The sequence below is a fragment of the Companilactobacillus keshanensis genome (assembly GCF_003946205.1).
In the GTDB taxonomy this organism is placed as follows: Bacteria; Bacillota; Bacilli; order Lactobacillales; family Lactobacillaceae; genus Companilactobacillus; species Companilactobacillus keshanensis.
Genome location: NZ_RHOS01000014.1, coordinates 19031 through 41175, shown reverse-complemented (window position 1 = coordinate 41175; position 22145 = coordinate 19031). Strand labels below are relative to the sequence as shown.

Annotated in this window: 21 protein-coding genes; all 21 read left to right on the top strand. The window is 35.8% G+C overall.

Going from position 1 to position 22145, the window contains the following annotated elements:
* Positions 1-37 precede the first annotated feature (37 nt).
* The 21 genes from EKM64_RS08240 to EKM64_RS08140 all read left to right on the top strand — a co-directional run bounded on the left by EKM64_RS08240 (position 38) and on the right by EKM64_RS08140 (position 22137).
* Positions 38-484, top strand: coding sequence for a ComF family protein (locus EKM64_RS08240; RefSeq protein ID WP_225420985.1), 447 nt, complete (start codon positions 38-40; stop codon positions 482-484).
* A 96-nt stretch (positions 485-580) separates the two neighbouring features.
* A complete protein-coding gene (gene hpf, locus EKM64_RS08235) occupies positions 581-1129 on the top strand; it encodes a ribosome hibernation-promoting factor, HPF/YfiA family (RefSeq protein WP_125677500.1) in 549 nt (182 codons plus the stop codon).
* A 201-nt stretch (positions 1130-1330) separates the two neighbouring features.
* Entirely contained in the window at positions 1331-3691 is a 2361-nt protein-coding gene (gene secA / locus EKM64_RS08230) for a preprotein translocase subunit SecA (protein WP_125677498.1), read from the top strand.
* Positions 3692-3732: 41 nt separating this feature from the next.
* Positions 3733-4849 (top strand): peptide chain release factor 2 gene (gene prfB, locus EKM64_RS08225; RefSeq protein ID WP_125677496.1). Its coding sequence is split into 2 segments (ribosomal slippage): positions 3733-3804 and positions 3806-4849, totalling 1116 coding nucleotides; the frame shifts between segments, so codons are not numbered across the junction.
* 1 nt (position 4850) lies between these two features.
* Positions 4851-5522 (top strand): response regulator transcription factor, encoded by a 672-nt coding sequence (locus EKM64_RS08220; protein WP_125677494.1) that lies wholly within the window; start codon positions 4851-4853, stop codon positions 5520-5522.
* Positions 5523-5525: 3 nt separating this feature from the next.
* Positions 5526-7175: a sensor histidine kinase gene (locus tag EKM64_RS08215; protein WP_125677493.1), complete on the top strand. Its 1650-nt coding sequence runs from the start codon at positions 5526-5528 to the stop codon at positions 7173-7175.
* A gap of 111 nt (positions 7176-7286) precedes the next feature.
* Entirely contained in the window at positions 7287-8162 is an 876-nt protein-coding gene (locus EKM64_RS08210) for a phosphate ABC transporter substrate-binding protein PstS family protein (protein WP_125677491.1), read from the top strand.
* Position 8163: 1 nt separating this feature from the next.
* Positions 8164-9084 (top strand): phosphate ABC transporter permease subunit PstC, encoded by a 921-nt coding sequence (pstC, locus tag EKM64_RS08205; RefSeq protein ID WP_125677489.1) that lies wholly within the window; start codon positions 8164-8166, stop codon positions 9082-9084.
* Positions 9084-9971 (top strand): phosphate ABC transporter permease PstA, encoded by an 888-nt coding sequence (gene pstA, locus EKM64_RS08200; protein WP_125677488.1) that lies wholly within the window; start codon positions 9084-9086, stop codon positions 9969-9971. Before pstC ends, pstA begins: the two co-directional genes overlap by 1 nt.
* Before the next feature lie 6 nt (positions 9972-9977).
* Positions 9978-10781 (top strand): phosphate ABC transporter ATP-binding protein PstB, encoded by an 804-nt coding sequence (pstB, locus tag EKM64_RS08195; protein WP_125677486.1) that lies wholly within the window; start codon positions 9978-9980, stop codon positions 10779-10781.
* Positions 10782-10791: 10 nt separating this feature from the next.
* Positions 10792-11556: a phosphate ABC transporter ATP-binding protein PstB gene (pstB, locus tag EKM64_RS08190; protein WP_125677484.1), complete on the top strand. Its 765-nt coding sequence runs from the start codon at positions 10792-10794 to the stop codon at positions 11554-11556.
* 12 nt (positions 11557-11568) lie between these two features.
* On the top strand, positions 11569-12246 hold the full coding sequence (gene phoU / locus EKM64_RS08185; protein ID WP_125677482.1) for a phosphate signaling complex protein PhoU: 678 nt from the start codon (positions 11569-11571) through the stop codon (positions 12244-12246).
* A 56-nt stretch (positions 12247-12302) separates the two neighbouring features.
* Positions 12303-12566 (top strand): PspC domain-containing protein, encoded by a 264-nt coding sequence (locus EKM64_RS08180; RefSeq protein WP_125677480.1) that lies wholly within the window; start codon positions 12303-12305, stop codon positions 12564-12566.
* Positions 12563-12928, top strand: a complete 366-nt coding sequence (locus tag EKM64_RS08175; RefSeq protein ID WP_125677478.1) for a phage holin family protein — start codon at positions 12563-12565, stop codon at positions 12926-12928. Before EKM64_RS08180 ends, EKM64_RS08175 begins: the two co-directional genes overlap by 4 nt.
* Before the next feature lie 64 nt (positions 12929-12992).
* Positions 12993-13937: an HPr(Ser) kinase/phosphatase gene (hprK, locus tag EKM64_RS08170; RefSeq protein ID WP_125677476.1), complete on the top strand. Its 945-nt coding sequence runs from the start codon at positions 12993-12995 to the stop codon at positions 13935-13937.
* Positions 13937-14749 carry a prolipoprotein diacylglyceryl transferase gene (gene lgt / locus EKM64_RS08165; RefSeq protein ID WP_125677474.1) on the top strand — a complete coding sequence of 271 codons (813 nt, stop codon included), beginning with the start codon at positions 13937-13939 and terminating at the stop codon, positions 14747-14749. Before hprK ends, lgt begins: the two co-directional genes overlap by 1 nt.
* Before the next feature lie 63 nt (positions 14750-14812).
* Entirely contained in the window at positions 14813-15754 is a 942-nt protein-coding gene (gene trxB, locus EKM64_RS08160; RefSeq protein WP_164505340.1) for a thioredoxin-disulfide reductase, read from the top strand.
* 452 nt (positions 15755-16206) lie between these two features.
* Positions 16207-17925 (top strand): phospho-sugar mutase, encoded by a 1719-nt coding sequence (locus EKM64_RS08155; protein ID WP_125677471.1) that lies wholly within the window; start codon positions 16207-16209, stop codon positions 17923-17925.
* 108 nt (positions 17926-18033) lie between these two features.
* On the top strand, positions 18034-20268 hold the full coding sequence (locus EKM64_RS08150) for an MSCRAMM family protein (RefSeq protein WP_125677469.1): 2235 nt from the start codon (positions 18034-18036) through the stop codon (positions 20266-20268).
* A 105-nt stretch (positions 20269-20373) separates the two neighbouring features.
* On the top strand, positions 20374-20565 hold the full coding sequence (locus EKM64_RS08145; RefSeq protein WP_125677466.1) for a hypothetical protein: 192 nt from the start codon (positions 20374-20376) through the stop codon (positions 20563-20565).
* Between the two features lie 279 nt (positions 20566-20844).
* On the top strand, positions 20845-22137 hold the full coding sequence (locus tag EKM64_RS08140; protein ID WP_125677464.1) for an alkaline phosphatase family protein: 1293 nt from the start codon (positions 20845-20847) through the stop codon (positions 22135-22137).
* Positions 22138-22145 lie beyond the last annotated feature (8 nt).

Sequence of the window (22145 nt, the reverse complement as noted above, 5' to 3'; positions counted from 1 at the left end):
GGAGGAGAAATATAACATTATTAATTGTCATCAGGCATTGTTTGGGTATAATCAGTTCATACACAATTATTTTAAACAGTATAAACGGTATGGTGATATTTTATTAGCAGATCTGTTTTTAAAAGACTTACTAATTTGGAGTCAAAGTCATAAATTCGATTTAATTACATATATTCCTGCAAGTAAAGGTCATCAAAATGCACGTGGATTTGATCCAGTTTGGGAAATGTATCATAAAGTTTTTGATCTTACACCTTTGTTATTGAAAATCGATGCAGACAAACCACAGGCTCAAAAAAATCGAGACGAGCGGCTGAAAACTCCGCAAACTTTCAGTTGTATTAATGATCAGGTTTATCCAAGTCAGACCAAGGTTTTGATCGTTGATGATATTTATACGACCGGACGGACGATTTTACATGCTAAAACGGCTTTAAAGACAATCGGTTTGGATGATATTTATACTTTTTCATTATCTAGATAGTGAAAACGTTGTCACTTTGCCGATAGAATTATATAATTGAATAGAAGAGTTGATCAAGACTCTAATATTTCCTACTCATCGGAAGGAGAGATTTTTATGTTAACAATTAATGTACGTGGCGAAAATATTGAAGTAACTTCAGCAATGCGTGAATATGTTGAAAAAAGATTATCCAAGATGGAAAAGTATTTCAGTGATGGGAGCACACCTATTGCTCATGTTAACTTGAAGACATACCCTTCAAAGGGAACAAAGGTTGAGGTAACAATTCCGCTACCATATATCACATTGAGAGCCGAGGAAATCAATGATGATATGTATGCTGGTATTGATTTGGTAACTGACAAACTTGAGAGACAAATCAAGAAGTTCAAGACACGTGTAAATCGTAAGGGACGTGAATCAGGTAGCATCAAGGATATTCCTTTAGATGATGTTTCACCTGAGGACACAAAAGAAGACGAATCAGAAATTGTTAGAACAAAGCGTCTATCATTGAAGCCAATGGATGCCGAAGAAGCTGTTCTACAAATGGAAATGCTTGGACATGAATTCTTCATCTTTGAAGATGCAGAAACAAATGGCGCAAGTATCGTTTATAAACGTAATGACGGTAAATATGGTTTGATTGAAACAAACGAATAATTTTTAATTAGTCCCTCATGATTGAGGGACTTTTTTTGTGTACTGATGTCAAAGTAAAATTTAGCAAATGTTTTCTAAATGGTGTATCATTATTAATCTGGAAAGCTGTGTTATCATTTGAATTAAGATTAAGTTTAAAACTATAAAAAAAAATGCTACTATAAAGAATATGTTTATAACTTTTAGGAGAGATATATAAGTATGGCAAATCCATTAAGAAAATGGGTCGAAAGCGATAAAAGAGAAGTTAAAAAAATGGGCAAGATTGCCGATAAAGTCGAAAGTTTTGCTGATGCATTTAGTGAACTTACTGACGAACAACTTCAAGCTAAGACTCCTGAATTGAAAGAAAGACTGACAAAGGGCGAAACATTGGATGACATTTTGCCAGAAGCCTTTGCCGCCGTTCGTGAAGGTGCTAAGAGAGTATTAGGCCTTTACCCATTTAGAGTACAAATTATTGGTGGTATTACTTTACATCAAGGTAATATTGCTGAAATGAAAACTGGTGAAGGTAAAACCTTAACAGCTACATTGCCAGTATACTTAAATGCCCTAGAGGGCCAAGGTGTTCACGTCGTTACAGTTAATGAATACCTTTCATCTCGTGATGCTAAAGAGATGGGTGAATTATATAAATGGATGGGTCTAACTGTTGGTTTGAACCTTAACAGTATGGATTCTGAAGAAAAACGTGAAGCTTATAATTGTGATATTACTTATTCAACTAACAGTGAATTAGGATTCGATTATTTGCGTGACAACATGGTTGTTTACAAAGAACAAATGGTTCAACGTCCACTCCATTATGCAATTGTCGATGAAGTTGACTCCATTTTGATCGATGAGGCTAGAACACCTTTGATCATTTCTGGAGCTGCTGAAAAGTCAACTGCTATGTATGTTCGGGCAGACCGTTTTGCTAAAACTTTGGCCGAGGACGATTACAAGATCGACTGGCCTACAAAGTCAATTAGTTTAACTGAAACTGGTATTAGAAAAGCCGAAGATTATTTTGGCCTTGATAACCTTTACGATATTGAGAATACCGTCTTGAATCACCATTTAGATCAAGCTTTACGTGCCAACTTTATTATGAGTTTGGATATTGATTATGTGGATCAAGAAGGTGAAGTTAAGATCGTTGACCAATTTACTGGTCGTGTTATGGATGGTCGTCGTTATTCAGATGGATTGCACCAGGCTATTGAAGCCAAAGAGGGTGTTGAAATTCAAGATGAAACTAAGACAATGGCTAACATCACTTATCAAAACTTTTTCCGTATGTATGATAAATTATCAGGTATGACAGGTACCGCTAAGACAGAAGCTGAAGAATTTAGAGAAATCTATAACATGGAAGTTATTTCAATTCCAACAAACAAACCAGTTATTCGTGATGATAAAGATGATGTTCTTTACCCAACATTGAAGAGTAAGTTTGCAGCCGTTGTTAAAGATATCAAGGCACGTCACGAAAAGGGTCAACCAATGCTAGTTGGTACTGTTGCGGTTGAATCTTCAGAATACCTTTCAGAGTTGCTTAACAAAGAGGGTATTCCCCATGCTGTCTTAAATGCTAAGAACCATGCTAAAGAAGCTGAAATCGTTATGAATGCCGGTCAACGTGGTGCCGTAACAATTGCTACTAATATGGCTGGTCGTGGTACCGATATTAAATTAGGACCTGGTGTTAAAGAAGTCGGCGGATTGGCTGTTCTTGGTACAGAACGTCATGAGTCTCGTCGTATTGATAATCAACTTCGTGGTAGATCCGGTCGTCAAGGTGATCCTGGTGTTACACAGTTTTACATGTCACTTGAAGATGATTTGATGAAACGTTTTGGTTCTGAAAGAATCAAGCGTGTCCTTAAAGCATTGAGGATGGAGGATGACGATGTTGTTATCAAAAGTCGTATGATGACGAAGCAGGTTGAATCAGCTCAAAAACGTGTTGAAGGTAACAACTACGATACACGTAAGAATACTTTGCAATATGATGATGTTATGCGTGAACAACGTGAAGTTATCTATAAAGAAAGAATGGACGTTATCACAGAAGATAAGGACCTCGATAAGGTATTACTACCAATGATCGAACGTACTATCAAGGCTCAGGTTGATGTTCATACTCAAGGCAAAGAAGAAAATTGGGAATTAGATGCTATTGCTGATTTCGCTAAATCAACATTAGTTAGTGATGAACAAATGAGTGTCGTTGACCTTCAATTGAAGACCCCTGAAGAGATTAGTAAATTCTTGATGGATTTTGTTAACAAGAATTATGAGGATAAAAAGGAGCAACTTGGCGATCCTGCTCAAATGCTAGAATTTGAAAAGGTTGTTATTTTAAGAGTTGTTGATGAACACTGGACAGATCATATCGACGCAATGGATCAATTACGTCAATCGATAGGTCTACGTGGTTATGGTCAGTTGAATCCTTTAGTTGAGTACCAAGAAGAAGGTTACCGTATGTTTGAAGAAATGGTTTCAGATATTGAATACGATGTAACTAGACTATTTATGAAGGCCGAAATTAGACAAAATATGGAAAGATAAAATGCAGGCCTAGTGCCTGCATTTTTTGTAAAGGTGACAAGATGGAATTTGGAGAAATAAAATCCAAAATAAACGATATTGAAGAGAAAGTATCCCAGTTCAGGGGGTCTCTTTGACCTAGATAATCTTGAAGAAAGTATTGCTGAAAATGAATCCAGAATGACAGCACCTGGTTTTTGGGATGATCATGATAAAGCACAATTGTTAATTGATGAAACTAATGATTTAAAGGATAAATTTGATAGTTTCAAGTCTATGTCTGAAAATTTAGAAGATATTAAAATTTTGGAACAACTTTATCAGGTGGATACTGAAAATGAACTTTTGAATCAGTTGGAAGAAGATACTGATTCTTTAGAGAAACAGTTGCAATCATATGAATTGACTATGCTGTTATCTGAACCTTATGATTCCCATAACGCTATTTTGGAGATCCATCCAGGTGCTGGTGGCAAGGAGTCCCAAGATTGGGGCACAATGCTCTTAAGAATGTATCAAAGATGGGCCGAACAACATGATTTTTCAGTTGAAATAGAAGATTATCAGCCAGGTGATGACGCAGGAATCAAAAGTGTTTCGATGATGATCAAGGGTCGAAACGTTTATGGATTATTGCGTTCTGAACGTGGCGTACATCGTTTAGTTAGAATTTCTCCATTTGATTCAGCCGGTAGGAGGCATACATCATTTGCATCAGTTGATGTTATGCCGGAATTGGATGAAAGTATTAATTTAGAAATAAATGACGATGATTTAAGAGTAGACGTTTTTAGGTCATCTGGAGCTGGTGGTCAACATATTAATAAAACGTCCTCCGCAGTTAGAATCACGCATATACCAACTGGTATCGTGGTTAGTTCTCAGGCTCAGAGATCGCAGTTGCAAAATCGTCAAACAGCTATGAATATGTTGAAGGCTAAATTATTCCAAAAAGAACAAGAAGAGCAAGCTGAACGTAATGCCAAAATTAAAGGTGAACAGATGGATATTGGATGGGGTTCACAGATTCGCTCTTATGTGTTCCATCCGTATACAATGGTTAAAGATCATCGTTCCAATTATGAAACTGGTAACGGGCAAGCAGTAATGGATGGAGATTTAGACCAATTTATTTTTGCCTATCTTCAGTGGAAGTTACAAGGGGAAGGCTCAGATTAAAATGACAAAGAGAATTTTAATTGTTGATGATGAACCGTCTATTTTAGAGTTGATAGAATACAATTTGCAGGGTCAAGGATATGAAGTTAAAAGAGCCATAAATGGAAAGATGGCGCTAGAAATGGCCAATTCTGAATATTTTGACCTTATTTTACTGGATCAAATGTTACCTAAATTAAGCGGTATTCGAGTTTTAAAAAAAATGCGTGCGACCGGTAATTTGACACCGGTTATCTTTCTAACGGCTGTTGATAACGAGGATAGTAAGGTCGATGGTTTGATCAGTGGAGCCGATGACTACATTACAAAACCATTTAGTATTAAAGAATTATTGGCTCGAGTTGAAGTTGTTATCAGACGAACATCTAAGGTGGACGGTGATAAGAAAATAAATTTTCATCTTAATCGTGCAATGAAAAGTATTATTATTGACGATACGGAAATTTCATTGACCCGTAAAGAGTATGAATTAATGGACTTCTTATTAAAGAATACCGGGATAGTCGTATCTCGAGAACAGATTTTTGATAATGTCTGGGGTGTCAACTCTGATTCGCAATTGCGAATGGTGGATATCCAAATCAGTCATCTTCGTGATAAAATTGAAAAAGATACGAAAGATCCACAAATAATAAAAACCGTGCACGGTTTCGGTTATATTTTAGAGGTGTGATGTATGAGGAAAAAATTAGGGCCTATCATTGCGGTAATTGTTTCCATAGTGATATTTATTATCTTGTCTGCATTTGCGGACAGCACTCTGGGGAGTTCACAACATAATACCTTTTATGATGAAACTGTTTCATATAAGGAATTAAAGAAGAACCATACTGCTGCACAGGCGGCCAAGGTATCTGGTTTAACTCATGTTGATGCGGATAAGAGAAATACGGCAATGGAGAAAAGAGTTTATGATTTGATCCATAAAGGTGGTCTTTCTCCTAGTCAAAATTATTTAACGGATAAGACCTTTGGTACCAGAACGATGTATTATATCAGCGACTCCAATAAAAACGTTGTAGTAAAAGAATATAACCGTTTATGGAGTCAAAATACATCGACTTATATCTTAGTTGCCTTAGTTTACTTTATTTTTATTAATTCAATTGTTTTGTTCTACTACAAACGTAAGCAAAAGCTAAGTACAGATATCAAAAATGTTACTGAGAATCTTCGTCGTGTAAGAAAGAATAAAGATATGGCATCAATTATTCTTTCACCAGATGATGAATTATATGATTTGGTTGAACAGACCAATGAAATCAGTATGGATATCAACGAATTACGTGATAATGCGCGTTTACGTGAACGCCGCTTCAAGAGTTTGGTTGGACATTTGCCAATTGGTGTTATGTTATTGAATTCTCAAGGAGAAGTTTTGATGCATAACCAGGCTATGTCCGCTTTATTGGACGTGAATATTTCAAATGATATTCATCCCTTTATTGAAGATGTTAAAACTTACGGATTGAGTCGAATGATCGAACACACTTTGCGTAAGAATAAAAATCATCATAAGGAATTAGAGTTGATCGGTAACTCGCAAAAGTACGTCGAAGCTAATGTAATTCGTTTAGTTCATTCACGAGAAGACTTTGACCAACAGATCTTAGTGTTATTATATGACCTGACCGAAAGTCGCAAGATGGATCGTATGCAAGTGGACTTTGTTAATAATGTCAGTCATGAATTGAAGACGCCTATTACTTCTATTTCCGGTTTCTCAGAGACACTATTAAATGGCGCTAAAGATGATCCAGAAAAACTAGATCACTTTTTAAATATTATCAATGAAGAAAGTACACGTTTAACTGAATTGATCCAAGATATTCTTTCGTTATCTAAAGTTCAAAAAGATGATGATCAAGCTGAGGCGATTGATGCCAAAAATGATATCGAAAAAATCATTGAACATCTGTCACAAAGAATTTCTAGACATCATCTAAATGTTAAAACTGAATTTGCTGGCAATTCCGAGATAACTATCAATAAAGATAAATTCAATTTGATAGTTGGCAACCTGGTTAAAAATGCTGTTTCCTATAATAAAGAGAATGGTGATATTAAAATAAGCTTCAGTCATGATGAAATTGAGAATCGTATTCAATTTAGTGTTGAAGATTCTGGTATTGGAATTGCTGAATCTGAACAGGATAGGATCTTTGAAAGATTTTATCGAATCGACCGTTCACGCAGCCTTGAAACTGGTGGAACTGGTTTAGGATTAGCAATTGTCAAAGAGACATTGAATACACTTGACGGTGATATCAGAGTTGAATCTCATAAGGGATTAGGGACTAAATTTATCGTCAATATTCCATTATAAAAATTAAGTCATTCATTTAATTGAATGGCTTTTTTTATATTCTTCATTATGCTTTTTATACAAAAAATATACATTCCTATATTAATATTGTAAAAGACAGAGGTGAGTATATTGAAAAAAAGACTGGTGGCTATTTTTACATTATTTTTTTCGGCAATTCTAGTATTGACGGGTTGCAAGGGGAGTAATGGCCAACAAACAATTACGGCCGTAGGTTCTTCTGCTGCACAACCGTTAGTGGAGTTAGCGGGAGAAGAATTTACGAAAAATAATCCTAACGAATATATCAACGTACAAGGTGGAGGTACCGGTACTGGATTAAGTCAAATTCAGCAAGGTGCAGTAGATATTGGGAACTCTGACTTATATGCTGAACAAAAGAAGAATATTGATGCTAAGAATTTAGTAGACCATCGTATAGCAGCGGTAGGGATGGTTCCCATTGTCAACAAGGGAGTAAAAATAAATTCTTTAACAATCAAACAGTTAAGACAAATTTTCTCTGGTGAAGTTACTAACTGGAAACAAGTTGGTGGACAAGACATGCCCATAACAATCATTAATCGTGCCAATGGTAGTGGTACTCGCTCAGCATTTGAAGATGATGTTATGAACGGAACACCTTCAGCAAGTTCTCAAGAGCAGGATTCCAGCGGTATGGTTCGTCAAATCGTATACAATACTCAAGGTTCTATTAGTTATTTGGCTATGCCCTATTTAAATGACACAGTTAAATCACTAGAAGTTGGTGGAGTTAAACCAACTATGAAAAATATTGAAAATAATACTTGGAAAATTTGGTCATATGAACATCTTTATACCAAAGGACAACCTAAAGGTATGACAAAACGTTTCTTGGACTACATTATGACCGACCATGTACAAAATAAAGTCGTTAAGGCTTTGGGATATGTACCAATTAGGAACATGCAGTATCAAAAAGATTATAAGGGTGACGTAACCCCAATTTCAAAGGAGGGAGATTAAATTGAAAGATCCAATTAGAGAAAGTTTAACCAAAAAGTCTGTCTCTGCAAAACGTGAAACTAAAGGTAAAATTATTTCATTTAGTTTTACAGCCGTAATCGTTATTTTGGTGGTTACAATTATTGGCTTCGTGGCATCGAGAGGTCTAGTTATCTTCTTTAAGGATGGTGTCAATCCAATCGACTTCTTGACACATTCAGTTTGGGCACCTGATAAATTAGATAGTGCTGGTCATCCTATTGTTGGTGCAGCTCCTATGATTGTCGGATCATTTGCAGTTACTTTGATTGCGGCGTTGATCGGAACACCATTTGCAATTGCCGCAGCAATCTTTATGACTGAAATATCACCTAAATTAGGTCGTAAGATCTTGCAACCGGTAATTGAATTATTAGTTGGTATTCCTTCAGTTGTTTATGGATTTATCGGGTTAACAATTGTCGTGCCATTTGTCAGAAGTATTGCTGGTGGTAGTGGTTTTGGTATTTTAGCTGGATCATTTGTTCTATTTGTTATGATCTTGCCAACAATCACTTCTATGTCAGTTGACGCATTAAAAGCCGTCCCAGAATACTATCGTGAGGCTTCATTAGCTTTAGGGGCAACACGTTGGCAAACGATTCATAAGGTTATTTTAAGAGCTGCTTCACCAGGATTATTAACAGCAGTTGTTTTTGGGATGTCACGTGCTTTTGGTGAAGCCTTGGCCGTACAAATGGTTATTGGTAACGCGATGCTCTTACCACAAAACTTAGTATCACCATCGTCGACTTTAACTTCTGTATTGACGATGAATATGGGTAATACGATCATGGGTTCAACGCCAAACGATGCACTTTGGTCATTGGCATTACTATTGTTGCTCATGTCACTGTTATTCAACTTCGTAATAAGATTGATTGCTAAGCGAGGTGAGTTCTAGTGTTTAATGAAAAAGTTAAAGATAAAATTGCTACAGGTGTTATTTATATAATGTCTGGGATAATTGTTTTGATCCTAGCTGGACTATTAATTTATATTTTGGGAAGCGGTCTTCGTTACGTTAACTGGCACTTTCTAACATCAGGGTCGAAGGCATTTCAAGCTGGAAGTGGAATTGGTATCCAACTTTTCAATTCGTTTTTCTTATTGATCCTTTCAATGATTATTTCGATTCCTATCGCTATATCAGCAGGTATTTTCTTGTCAGAATATGCTGGCAAAAATAAATTAGTTGAACTTATTAGAATTTCAATCGAAGTTTTAAGTTCATTGCCATCAATCGTTGTTGGTTTGTTTGGATTCTTGATCTTCGTTATTAGTTTCAAATTTGGATTTTCAATTATTTCCGGTGCTTTGACATTGACTGTCTTTAATTTGCCAATTTTAACTAGAAATGTTGAGGACTCTTTGAAATCTGTATCTCAATCACAACGTGAGGCCGGATTGGCTTTAGGATTGTCGAAATGGGAAACAGTTATCCACGTTATTATTCCAGATGGTTTGCCTGGTATTATTACCGGGATGATCATTGGTGCTGGTAGAGTCTTCGGTGAAGCCGCTGCTTTGATATATACGGCCGGTCAAAGTGCTCCACCACTAGATTTTACAAATTGGAATATCTTTAGTATTACAAGTCCATTGAATCTGATGCGTCCTGCTGAAACATTGGCAGTACATATTTGGAAAGTTAACTCAGAAGGTTTGATCCCCGATGCAGTTCAAGTTTCTGCTGGAGCGTCAGCTGTTTTGATCATTGCTGTTTTGATTTTTAATTTACTATCAAGATACATTGGTAATTTAGTTTATAAGAAAATGACAGGAGAATAGTAATTTATGGCTGATGAACAAGATCAATACATCTATCATTTAGATGAAAAAGAACATGAAATTGCTATGGAAACTAAAGATCTACAAGTTTTCTATGGCGAAAAAGAAGCTATGCATAAAGCCTCATTACAGTTTGAACGCTACAAAATTACTTCTCTCATCGGCGCATCTGGATCTGGCAAGTCAACTTTCTTGCGTTCACTAAATCGAATGAACGACAATGTTCCTGGGGCCAGTGTTAAAGGTAAAATTATGTATCGTGGATTGGATATCAACAAGAATGATGTTGATATTTATGAAACTAGAAAGCATATTGGAATGGTTTTCCAACGTCCTAACCCGTTCTCAAAGTCGATCTATGACAACATAACTTTTGCACTGAAACGTCATGGCCTGCACGACAAAGATAAATTAGATGAAATTGTTGAAACGACACTCAAACAAGCATCATTGTGGGAACAAGTCAAGGATGATTTGCATAAAAGTGCTTTGGCATTATCGGGTGGTCAACAACAACGTCTCTGTATCGCTCGTGCTATCGCAATGAAACCGGATATTTTGTTAATGGACGAACCGGCTAGTGCACTGGACCCTATTTCTACTTCTAACGTGGAGGAAACTATGCTAAGTTTAAAAGACAGTTTTACTATTATTATTGTTACTCATAATATGCAGCAAGCTGCCAGAATTAGTGATTATACAGCCTTCTTCCACATGGGACATGCGGTAGAATTTAATGAAACAAGAAAAATCTTTACACGTCCAAAAATTAAGACCACTGAAGATTATGTTTCTGGACATTTTGGATAGGAGAAAAACTTTGGCTGAAAAGAAAAAAATTTTGACATCATCAGATGTTCATTTATTTTATGGAAAAAAAGAAGCCCTAAAAGGGATCAACCTTGATTTCAATGAACATGAGATCACGGCCTTAATTGGACCATCAGGTTGTGGTAAGTCAACATATTTACGTTGCTTAAACCGAATGAACGATCTGATCCCAAGTGTAACTATCACAGGAACAATTTGTTTAAATGGCAAAAATATTTACGCACCAAACGTTGATACGGTAGAATTAAGGAAACAGGTGGGAATGGTTTTTCAACAACCTAATCCATTTCCATTTTCCGTATATGATAATGTGATTTATGGTTTGAGATTGGCCGGAGTCAAGGACAAGTCAGTTCTTGATGAAGCCGTAGAAACAAGCTTACAAAAAGCAGCTGTCTGGGATGATGTAAAAGATAAGTTACATCAGAGTGCCTTGTCATTATCAGGTGGACAACAACAGAGAGTTTGTATTGCTAGAGTTTTAGCAGTTAAGCCTGATATTATTTTGTTAGATGAGCCAACTTCAGCCCTAGATCCAATTTCTTCCGCAAAAGTCGAAAATACTTTACTTGAATTACGTGATGATTATACAATTATTACCGTAACTCATAACATGCAACAGGCTTCAAGAATTTCTGATCAAACGGCATTCTTCTTGAATGGAGAATTAATTGAATTTGATAAAACAAAAAACATTTTCTTGAATCCACAACAAAAACAAACAGAAGATTATATTTCCGGAAAATTCGGATAGGGGGCAGAATTCATGCGTAGTACGTTCGAGGAAGAACTCAGTAATTTACATTTAAGATTCTCAGAGATGGGAATGATGGCCAGTGAGGCTATTATGAAATCCGTTAAAGGATACATTGATCACGATAAAGAATTGGCAAAGGATGTACTTTTAAAAGATCATTTCATCAATGTCAGAGAGATGGATCTTGAAAAAGATTCTTTTGAAATGATTGCTCTACAACAACCAGTTACATCTGACTTAAGAATGATCGTGACTGTTTTAAAGGCCAGTTCAGATTTGGAAAGAATTGGCGATCATGCGGTAAGTATTGCGCAAGAGACTATCCGTGTTAAAGGTGAGCACAGAATTCCAGAAATTGAAAAATTGATTGCTGAAATGGGTGAATTAAGTACAAGTATCGTCGAAGACTCACTAGAGGCCTACCTAAAAAAGGATGAAGATCTGGCTCGTGAAGTTTCACATCGTGATATTAAAATTGACCAAAAGAGCCATGCAATCAGTAAATTGTGTATTGAAGATATGCAAAAGAAGTCCGACAATGTATTGAGCGGTACGTCTTACATGTTAGTTGCCAGTTATCTTGAACGTGTCGGTGATTATGCAACTAATATCTGTGAGTGGGTCGTTTACTTAAATAGTGGTCACGTAGTGGAACTTAATAATAAGAGATCCAATAAAAAGATGTAGTTTGAATTTTACACAACTATGTTGTATATTTTGGAAACAAGTTGAGGTGAAATTTATTGAAGGAAAGAATTACTAGATCAAGTGATGATCGTTTTCTTGCTGGTGTATGCGGTGGTATTGGTGAGCATTTTGGAATTGATTCCACTTGGATTAGATTGGGATTTATTTTTATAACACCATTCAGTTATTTCTTATCAATACTTGTTTACATAACCTGTGTCTTCTTGATGCCTGAGAAACGCAATGTGCAAGAAACAAGCTACCATAAACGTCACCATAGAAGAGATTCGACTAAGGAGTTGAACAAAAGCAAAAAATGAAATTATTAATTAAAGTGGCCATTCATACGCTGTTATTTCTAGCAATAGCGCGTCTATTACCAAACATGTTCAGAGTTGACAGTTTAGCAACGGCAATTTTGGCTAGTTTTGTTTTAGTTTTGTTAAACTGGACTGTTAAGCCAATCCTACATGTTATTTCATTCCCAATAACGTTTATAACGTTTGGGTTATTCTCTTTCGTGATCAGTGCGATCACTTTGGAGTTGACTTCAGCTATCTTGGGTTCGAATAGCTTTTACTTTAGTAGTTTCGGAGCTGCCTTGTTGGTAGCCGTAATTTTGGCCATTTGTAATTCAATTATAAATAGCTATACCATGAACAATTTTAAAAGACGCGTCTAAGACGCGTTTTTTTAATATCAATAAAATGATAGAATGAAAAAAAGACGATTTGTGAGGGTTGATTATGTCAAATTTTGTTACAGTAGCTGATTTAGTTAAGGATAATGAGTTAAAAGTTTATAGTGGTGAGGAACTTTTAGATAAAAAGAAGATCACAACTAGTGATATTTCTCGTCCCGGGATCGAGTTAACGGGTTATTTTGATTATTACCCAAGTGAGAGAATTCAACTGATTGGACAAACCGAGTCAGCATATTCAGTTTCAATGACGGCCAATAATCGTTATAAGGTAATGTTGGAAATTTGTCGTGAAGATACACCGGTTTTATTGATATCACGTGCCATACAACCAAGTGATGAATTATTGAAAGCTGCCGAAGAGCACAAAGTGCCAGTCATTGGATCAGAATTACCAACAACTAGACTTTCAAGTATGATCACTGAATATTTGGATCGCCGTTTGGCACCTAGAGAATCAATTCACGGTGTTTTCGTCGATGTATACGGAATTGGTATTTTGCTAACTGGACATTCTGGCATTGGTAAAAGTGAAACTGCTTTGGAATTAGTTAAGCGTGGACACCGTTTGATTGCTGATGATCGTGTTGATGTTTATCAACAAGATGAGAAAACTATTGTTGGTGAAGCACCTAAGATTTTGAATCATTTACTAGAAATTCGTGGAATTGGTATTATTGATGTTATGAATCTCTTTGGTGCCGGGGCAGTTCGTTCATCTAGTGATATTCAACTGATAATTAATTTGGAAAATTGGTCACCTGATAAGAACTATGATCGAATCGGTTCGATGGAAGATAAACGTGAGATTTTTGATGTTAAAGTTCCACAGATCACAGTACCTGTAAAGGTTGGTCGTAATATTTCAATTATTATTGAAGTTGCGGCTATGAATTATCGTGCTAAAAAGATGGGATACGATGCAACTAAAAAGTTTGAAGAGAATTTAGGAGCTTTGATTCAAGATAATACAAATAAGGAAGAAAAATAATGCTTAATTTTCTAGCTTTGAATCCGATTGCTTTTAATCTCGGCGGATTACAGATTCACTGGTATGGATTGATAATTGCTATGGGAGCTTTGATAGGTGTCATTATGGCAATATCTGAAGCTAAAAAACGTGATGTTGATCCAGAAAATATTTTAGATTTGGTTTTGTACGGCGTACCGATTGGTTTGATTGGTGCTAGAATTTACTATGTTATCTTTGAATTACCGTTTTATATGGCTAATCCAGGTGAAATTATTAAAATTTGGCATGGTGGTATCGCCATTTATGGTGGATTGATAGCTGCATTCATTGTTTTGATAGTATTATGTAAAAAACGTAATATTTCAATTTGGACGATGTTAGATATTGCTGCGCCTTCAGTTTTGCTAGGACAGATCGTCGGTCGTTGGGGTAATTTTATGAATCAAGAAGCTTTTGGTGGTAAAACTACTTTAAGTTTCCTACAATCATTACATTTACCAGACTTTATCATTCAACAAATGTATATTAATGGCGCTTATCGTCAACCTACATTTTTGTATGAATCCAGTTTTAATTTGATTGGATTGATTATTATCTTGGTATTACGTCATCGTAAACAATTCTTTAAACGTGGTGAGGTATTTTTAGCTTATCTAGTTTGGTACCCTCTAGTTAGATTCTTTGTTGAGGGTATGAGAACAGATAGTTTGTATATTTTGCCAGGAATCAGAGTTTCGCAAGCATTATCTTTGATTTTATTAGCTGTTGCGGTTATCTTAATCATTTATCGACGTAAGAAGTATCAAGAACCTTGGTATCAAGATATTTGAGCAAGATAATAGCTATTTAAAATTAAAATGGTAATATTTGATAAGTATTTATGAGGAGGTAAACTGATGAAAACATATGATGTTGTTGTAATTGGAGCAGGTCCTGGTGGATTAACTGCCGCACTTTATGCTTCACGTGCAAACTTGTCAGTAATGATTTTAGATCGTGGTATTTATGGCGGACAGATGAATAATACTGCGGAGATCGAAAACTATCCTGGTTTTGATTCAATCTTGGGACCAGATTTGAGTGAAAAGATGTATAACTCGTCAACTCGTTTTGGGGCCGATTTTGGCTATGGAACAGTTGAATCGGTTGAAGATAAGGGTAATGTTAAAGTTATCCATACTGATGATGGTGATTACGAAACTAAAGTTGTTATTATTGCAACTGGTTCACAATATAAGAAAATTGGTGTTCCTGGTGAAAATGAATTATCAGGACGTGGAGTTTCTTACTGTGCCGTATGTGATGGTGCTTTCTTCAAGGATCAAGATGTAGCAGTTATCGGTGGTGGAGATTCGGCCGTTGAGGAGGGCGTTTACCTAACTCAAATGGCTAAATCAGTAACAATTATTCACCGTCGTGATCAATTGCGTGCTCAAAAAGTTCTTCAAGATCGTGCCTTCAAGAATGATAAAATCAAGTTCGTTTGGAATGCTGATGTTAAAGAAATTACCAGCGAAAACGATAAAGTTTCAGGTGTTAAGTATGTGGATAAAGAGACTGGTGAAGAACATATTGTTCCAGCTAAAGGTGCCTTTATCTATGTTGGAATTCAACCAATGACAGAGCCATTCGAAAGCTTAGGCGTTTTGGATAGTGAAGGTTGGATCGATACAAATGAAAATATGGAAACAAATATTGCCGGTGTATATGCAGTTGGCGATGTTCGCAAAAAGAGCCTTCGTCAAGTAGCCATTGCTGTTGGTGAAGGTGGGATTGCTGGACAAGAAGCTTTCAACTACATCCAAACATTAGGTGACAAAGTTTCTGCTAAATAGCTAATAAATTAAAGTCGCTTTGCTTAATTGCAATGCGATTTTTTTGTCTAGGCAATGCTCAGGAAAAGAGCGCTTATTGACGTGTTTTATTGAAATGCACTTACAATAAGCAAATCTCTGCGCTTACTACGATTAAGGAATGTATCATCTTCGTTGATCCAATCCATAATCTAGGTAATGCTCAAGGAAAGAACACTTATTGACGTGCTTTATTGAAATGCACTTACAAATAAGCAAATCTCTGCGCTTACTACGATTAAGGAATGTATCATCTTCGTTGATCCAGTCCATAATCTAGGTAATGCTCAAGAAAAGAGCGCTTATTGACATGCTCTTATTTTAAGTAATATTTAATTTTTTATTGTTAAACTTTAGTAAATCAGTTTTTAATAGTCCTATGAGATTGCTATAATAGGAAAATGTAAGGTCTTACAAATTAGGAGGACGAATTAATGTCTTGGCAAGAAACAATGCAAAATTGGCTTGATTATAAAGAGCTTGATCCTGAACTAAAACAACAATTATTGAAATTAAAAGAAAATACAGATTCTGCACAGGAAGCATTTTATGCACCTATGGAATTTGGTACTGCCGGAATGCGTGGATTGATCGGACCAGGGATCAATCGCATGAATATTTATACAGTTAGACAGGCGGCTGAAGGTTTAGCTGCTTTCATGGATACTTTAGATGAGAAAACTAAGAATCGTGGAGTTGCTATCAGCTATGATTCACGCTATTATTCACAAGAATTTGCTTTTGAATCAGCTAAGGTCCTAGGAGCACATGGAATTCACAGTTACGTTTTTGACTCATTGCGTCCTACACCTGAATTGTCATTTGCAGTTAGAACTTTGCATACTTATGCAGGTATCATGATCACTGCTAGTCATAATCCTAAGGAATATAATGGATTCAAAATTTACGGTCCAGATGGTGGTCAAATGCCTCCAGTTGAATCAGATAACATTACTAAATTTGTTCGTAAGGCTAGTGACTTATTTGCTATCGAAACAAAGACAATTTTTGAATTGCGCGATGAAAAACTGATGAGTTTGATTGGTGAAGATGTCGATTTAGACTACTTGGATAAATTGGATACGGTCGTTGTTAATCACAAGCTGATTGAAGATGTCGGTAATAAGATGAAATTTGTCTATACACCACTTCATGGAACAGGTAAGATGATTGCTCCAAGAATTTTCCAAAAATTAGGTTTCAAGAACTTCACTATGGTGACTGAGCAGGCCATTCTTGATCCTGAATTTCCAACAACACCAGCCCCTAATCCTGAATTTGCCCAAACATTTGATTTGGCAATTGAAAAGGGTAAAAAAATCGGTGCTAATATTCTGATTGCAACTGATCCAGATGCTGATCGTTTAGGTGCCGCTGTTCGTCAACCTGATGGATCGTATAAATTGATGACTGGTAATCAAATTGCTTCCGTTTTACTTAACTATCTGTTGAGTGCCAAAAAGGAACTTGGAACCTTGCCAACAAATGGTGCGGTTGCTAAGTCAATTGTCTCATCTGAATTGGCAACTAAGATTGCTGAAAAATACAATGTAAAGATGTTTGATGTTCTAACTGGTTTCAAATACATTGCCGAGAAAATTGAAGAATTTGAAGAAACTGGTAGTCATGAATTCTTGTTTGGCTTTGAGGAGAGTTATGGTTATTTAGTTAAATCGTTTGTTCGTGACAAAGATGCTATGCAATCAACTATTCTATTAGCCGAAGCCGCTGCCTACTATGAATCAAAAGGTAAGACGATTTATGATGCTTTGGAAGATCTATACAAAGAATTCGGATATTATCGTGAAAAAACAATTTCTAAGACTTTTGCTGGAATTTCCGGTAAAGAACAAATGAAGCAAATTATGGAAAAATTCCATGAAGAAGGCATTAAAGAAGTTAACGGCGTCAAAGTAGTTGAATCAATCGATTACTTTAAGGACACTGATACAACTGATCAAGGAACTCAAAAAACGGGATTACCTAAAGCTGATGCTATGAAATTCATCTTGGAGGATAACACATGGATTGCCATTCGTCCTTCTGGTACAGAACCTAAGATGAAGTTTTATGTAGGTATTAATAGTGATAGTGATGATCACGCTGCACAAAAACTTGAGAAATTTGCTAAAGTGATTGATAGCTGGGAATAAACGAAAAGAGAGTGTCATTTTTGGATGATACTCTCTTTTTATGCTGTTATTTAATGATATTTTGATAAATATTGTTATATAATGTTCAATATGAAATGAGGGAGCATTATGAATCGAATTACAAAAAACAGGGTGACAGCTATATTTATGCTGTTTATATTTGGAATTTCGTTGATAGGTAATTTTTTTAATGCTAATAACACACGTGCGGATGCTGTTAGTGATAGCTGGGAGAAACCAACTATGAAGCTAATTGCCGGTGATGGATCTGATATAACGAATATTTCAAATTTAGCAAATTATACGTCACTAACGGCTAATTATCAGTGGAGAATACCTGATGAGGCAACAGTTACGGATGGTGAAAAGTTAACCTTCACAATTCCTGATAACGTACAAATTAATTTTGATAAAGAAGGGGAAGATAAAGTAGTTAAAATAGGTTCAGGTACAGCCGTTATTCCTTATGGAACTAGAACGGGTACTTTTACATTGAGTGATTACTTTACTTTGCCATCGCATAATACCAATAGAACAATTAATTTATCTTTCTCTGGTGTTGGTTTAAACCCATCATCAGGAGGTGATCCAGGAACTGATCCAGATCCAGGTGGTGATAAAGAGTTTATCGTTAAAACTGGTTGGTTTTCAGGGTTTGCATCTGGAGAGGGCAGTGAGCCTGATCAAATGGCCTGGAATATAGTGCTTAATCAGGATAAAAAAACGGTTACTGATTTAAAAGTTACTGATGTGCTTGGTGCTGGGCAAAAAATGGATCAGGACAGTTTAAGTCTTAAGGATGATTCTGGTAACGCTATTGAGGGTACAACTGTGGACTATACTGATAATGGCTTTGTAATAAACTTCCCCCAAACCTTCAATCAGAAAGTAAATATTGTTTATACATCAACAATAACTACAACTATTAATCCTGATGAACAAGATATATATACGTGGACTAATCATTCGGAAAGTAGTTATACGGGAATCAGTACAGAACCCGGAGGTGTTGCGGTTCCTACAGGTGATCCTGTCATAAGTCCAGCAAACGGTGCCAAATCTTGGGGTGCCAGCGGTAGTGAGTCCGGTCACAATGGGTCCGTAGTTTTGACTAAAGTAGATTCTGTTACTGGTAATGATTTGTCTGGAGCAATATTTAACTTAGTTAATGATGATGGGAATGACTCAACTATCGAAGATCCTGATGGCAATCCTATGTATCAAAATTTAACTACTGACAGTAATGGTCAAATTGATATATCTAATTTACCATCTGGTAAGTATAAGTTTATAGAAACGCGTGCTCCGGATAATTATTTATTAAATTCAGATGAGACAAAGAACGAAAAAGAATTCAATATTACTGATAATCAGCAATTACCAGTAGAATTCAATTTCTCCAATGTTAGAGATCCCTCAACAATAAAGGGAAATGTAACTTTGAATAAAACGGCTTCTGATACAGGTAAATCCTTAACAGGTGCAGTGTTTGATTTGCAGAAATCTGATGGTACTGAAATTGCTCAAGGATTAACAACTAATGATGATGGACAAATAAATTACAATGACTTACCAGCCGGAGATTATCAATTTGTAGAAACATCAGCTCCTGCTGGATATGATGTAAATAAAACTAAGTTAGGATTTACTATTTCAGAAACTAAGACTAACGAAAATGTATCAATGATCGATAATAAGACCACTAGTACAAGCGTTCCAGACAAAACTGATACTGGAACAGTAGTTTTGACAAAAACTGATGCTAAAACTAATGGTAGTCTTCAAGGTGCAATATTTGATTTGGTAGATGCTAATGGAGATGTTAAGAAGTCTGGTTTAACAACAGATTCCAATGGTAAAATCACTGTTGATAATCTCAAAACTGGTAAATATCAATTCGTAGAGACAACTGCTCCTAAAAATTACGTTTTGAATAAAGATCCGATTAATTTTGTTGTAAAAGCCAATGATGTGACAAATGTTTCAGCAGTCAATAATAAAGAAGACGATGTAACGATTCCAGTTGATCCGAGTGATCCTAATAATCCAACTGATAACCCTGATCCGACGGATCCAGTGAACCCAGAGACTCCAACTAATCCTGAAATCCCTGGAACACCTGATTTAACAACTAAGCCAGGAACAGGCAACACATTGAATCCAGGCGCACCAGTATTGAAACAACCTGCAACAAATTCAAATGTTAAAAACAATTCTGATAATATTAATCAGGCAAAATTACCACAAACAAGTTCAATTAGGACAACGTTTGCAACTGTAACCGGCTTTTTACTACTTTTGCTAGTTGCCTTGGAAATATTCACAGATTATCGTAGAAATTAAAAAAAGTATCGTCTGAATAAACAGATGATGCTTTTTCTTATACACTTTTCTTCATTAATGGTTTATAATGCGATATAAGAAATATTATTAAGGGGAGGTACTACTATGGAACAAGTATTAGAACATAAATCAGCAGATGTGGTATTTATTTTATCAATAGCATTGGTAATTCTTATTTCATGGGCTTTGATCAATTTTGGAGCACCAAAGGCAACCTTTGCCTTGTTATTCAATTTAATTGATTTTGTTCTTGTTGCTATTTTGGTTGGCGTTGGAATTAAATTTAATCGCAATTAACCGTTTAAAGGTATAATTACTTCAAAAGTTCGTTTATATTCCAATAAATAAATATGATATATGTACTTTAAAAATCTTCCGTATTCCCTTGGGATCGGAAGACTTTTTTGTTGAAGAAATTATTATATTATGAATTTTCAATTTTAAATTACGCATAATAAGTTTAATACTTATCTGGCATGCTCCTTCCAAAGATAAAACAATTTATTTTTTTGTGGTGAGTGGTCATTTACGTGAGTTACAATAAACTATATATTAATTTTGAGGGAGATTTTTATTTTGTCGACGAATCAACATATGGTAATAATTTCTTTAGATTCAATGGGATTTAGAGATATTAATGAACATCAAAAAGAATTGCCAACTTTAAATAAACTTGTTAATGGGGGAACTTGGGTAAAATCTGTCACGGGAATTTATCCCACTTTAACGTATCCATCACATACGACAATCATTACAGGTCAATATCCTAGTACACACGGAATCGTCAATAATACCAAAATTCAGCCAGAACGTCGTTCGCCTGATTGGTATTGGTATCAAAGTGATGTGAAATCGACTACTTTATATGATTTAGCACGTCAAAAGAAATTAACCACGGCGGCTTTTTTGTGGCCTGTTACTGCGGGTAGCAAGATAAATTACAATTTGGCTGAGATTTTTCCTAATCGAATTTGGACTAATCAGGTCTGGGTATCATTAAAGGCTAGTTCACCACTGTTCTTATTGGAAATGAATCATAAGTATGGGAAATTGCGTAACGGTATCAAACAGCCACAACTGGATGACTTCATTACGGCTTGCGCAGTTGATACTATTGAAAATAGAAAACCCAACTTAACTATGATCCATTTGGTTGATATGGATAGCATGCGTCATCGTTATGGCGTTCGTTCTAAAGAAGCTATGGAAGCTTTGCATCGGTTGGATAAGCATGTTGCACAACTTATTGAGGCAACTAAAAAGGCAGAAATATTTGAAGATACTAACTTTGTTATTTTGGGTGATCATTATCAAATAAATGTTAACAAAATGATTCATTTGAATACCTTGTTTGCTAGAAAGGGATGGTCATCATCCAAAAATAATCAGACTATTGAATATAACTGGTCAGTTTTGGCAAAAAGTTGTGATGGGGCAACTTATATTTATACACGTAATTTTAAATATTTGGATGAATTAAAAGAACGAATTTCAAGAGTTGAAGGCATTGAACATATTTATTCTCAAGAGGAAGCAGTCAAGAGAGGCGCTGATCCGGAGTGTACTTTTATGGTTGAGGCAAAGGCCGGATATTACTTTACTGATGAAAGTGATCGCCCAACAATTGTTGAAGAAGTAGATCCCGATACGTTAGGTCAGCCTGATCGTTATAATGGTGTTCATGGCTACGATCCTGATAAAGCTGGATATCAGACAACGATTGTCTTTAATGGTCCAGCTGTAAACGAAGGTAAGACAGTTGAGAAAGCAAACCTAGTAGACGAAGCGCCAACTTTTGCAAAATTATTAGGTTTAGAATTTAAAGAAAAGATAGCCGGCCATTGTATTAATGAAGTTTTGAAAAATTAGGGGGATTT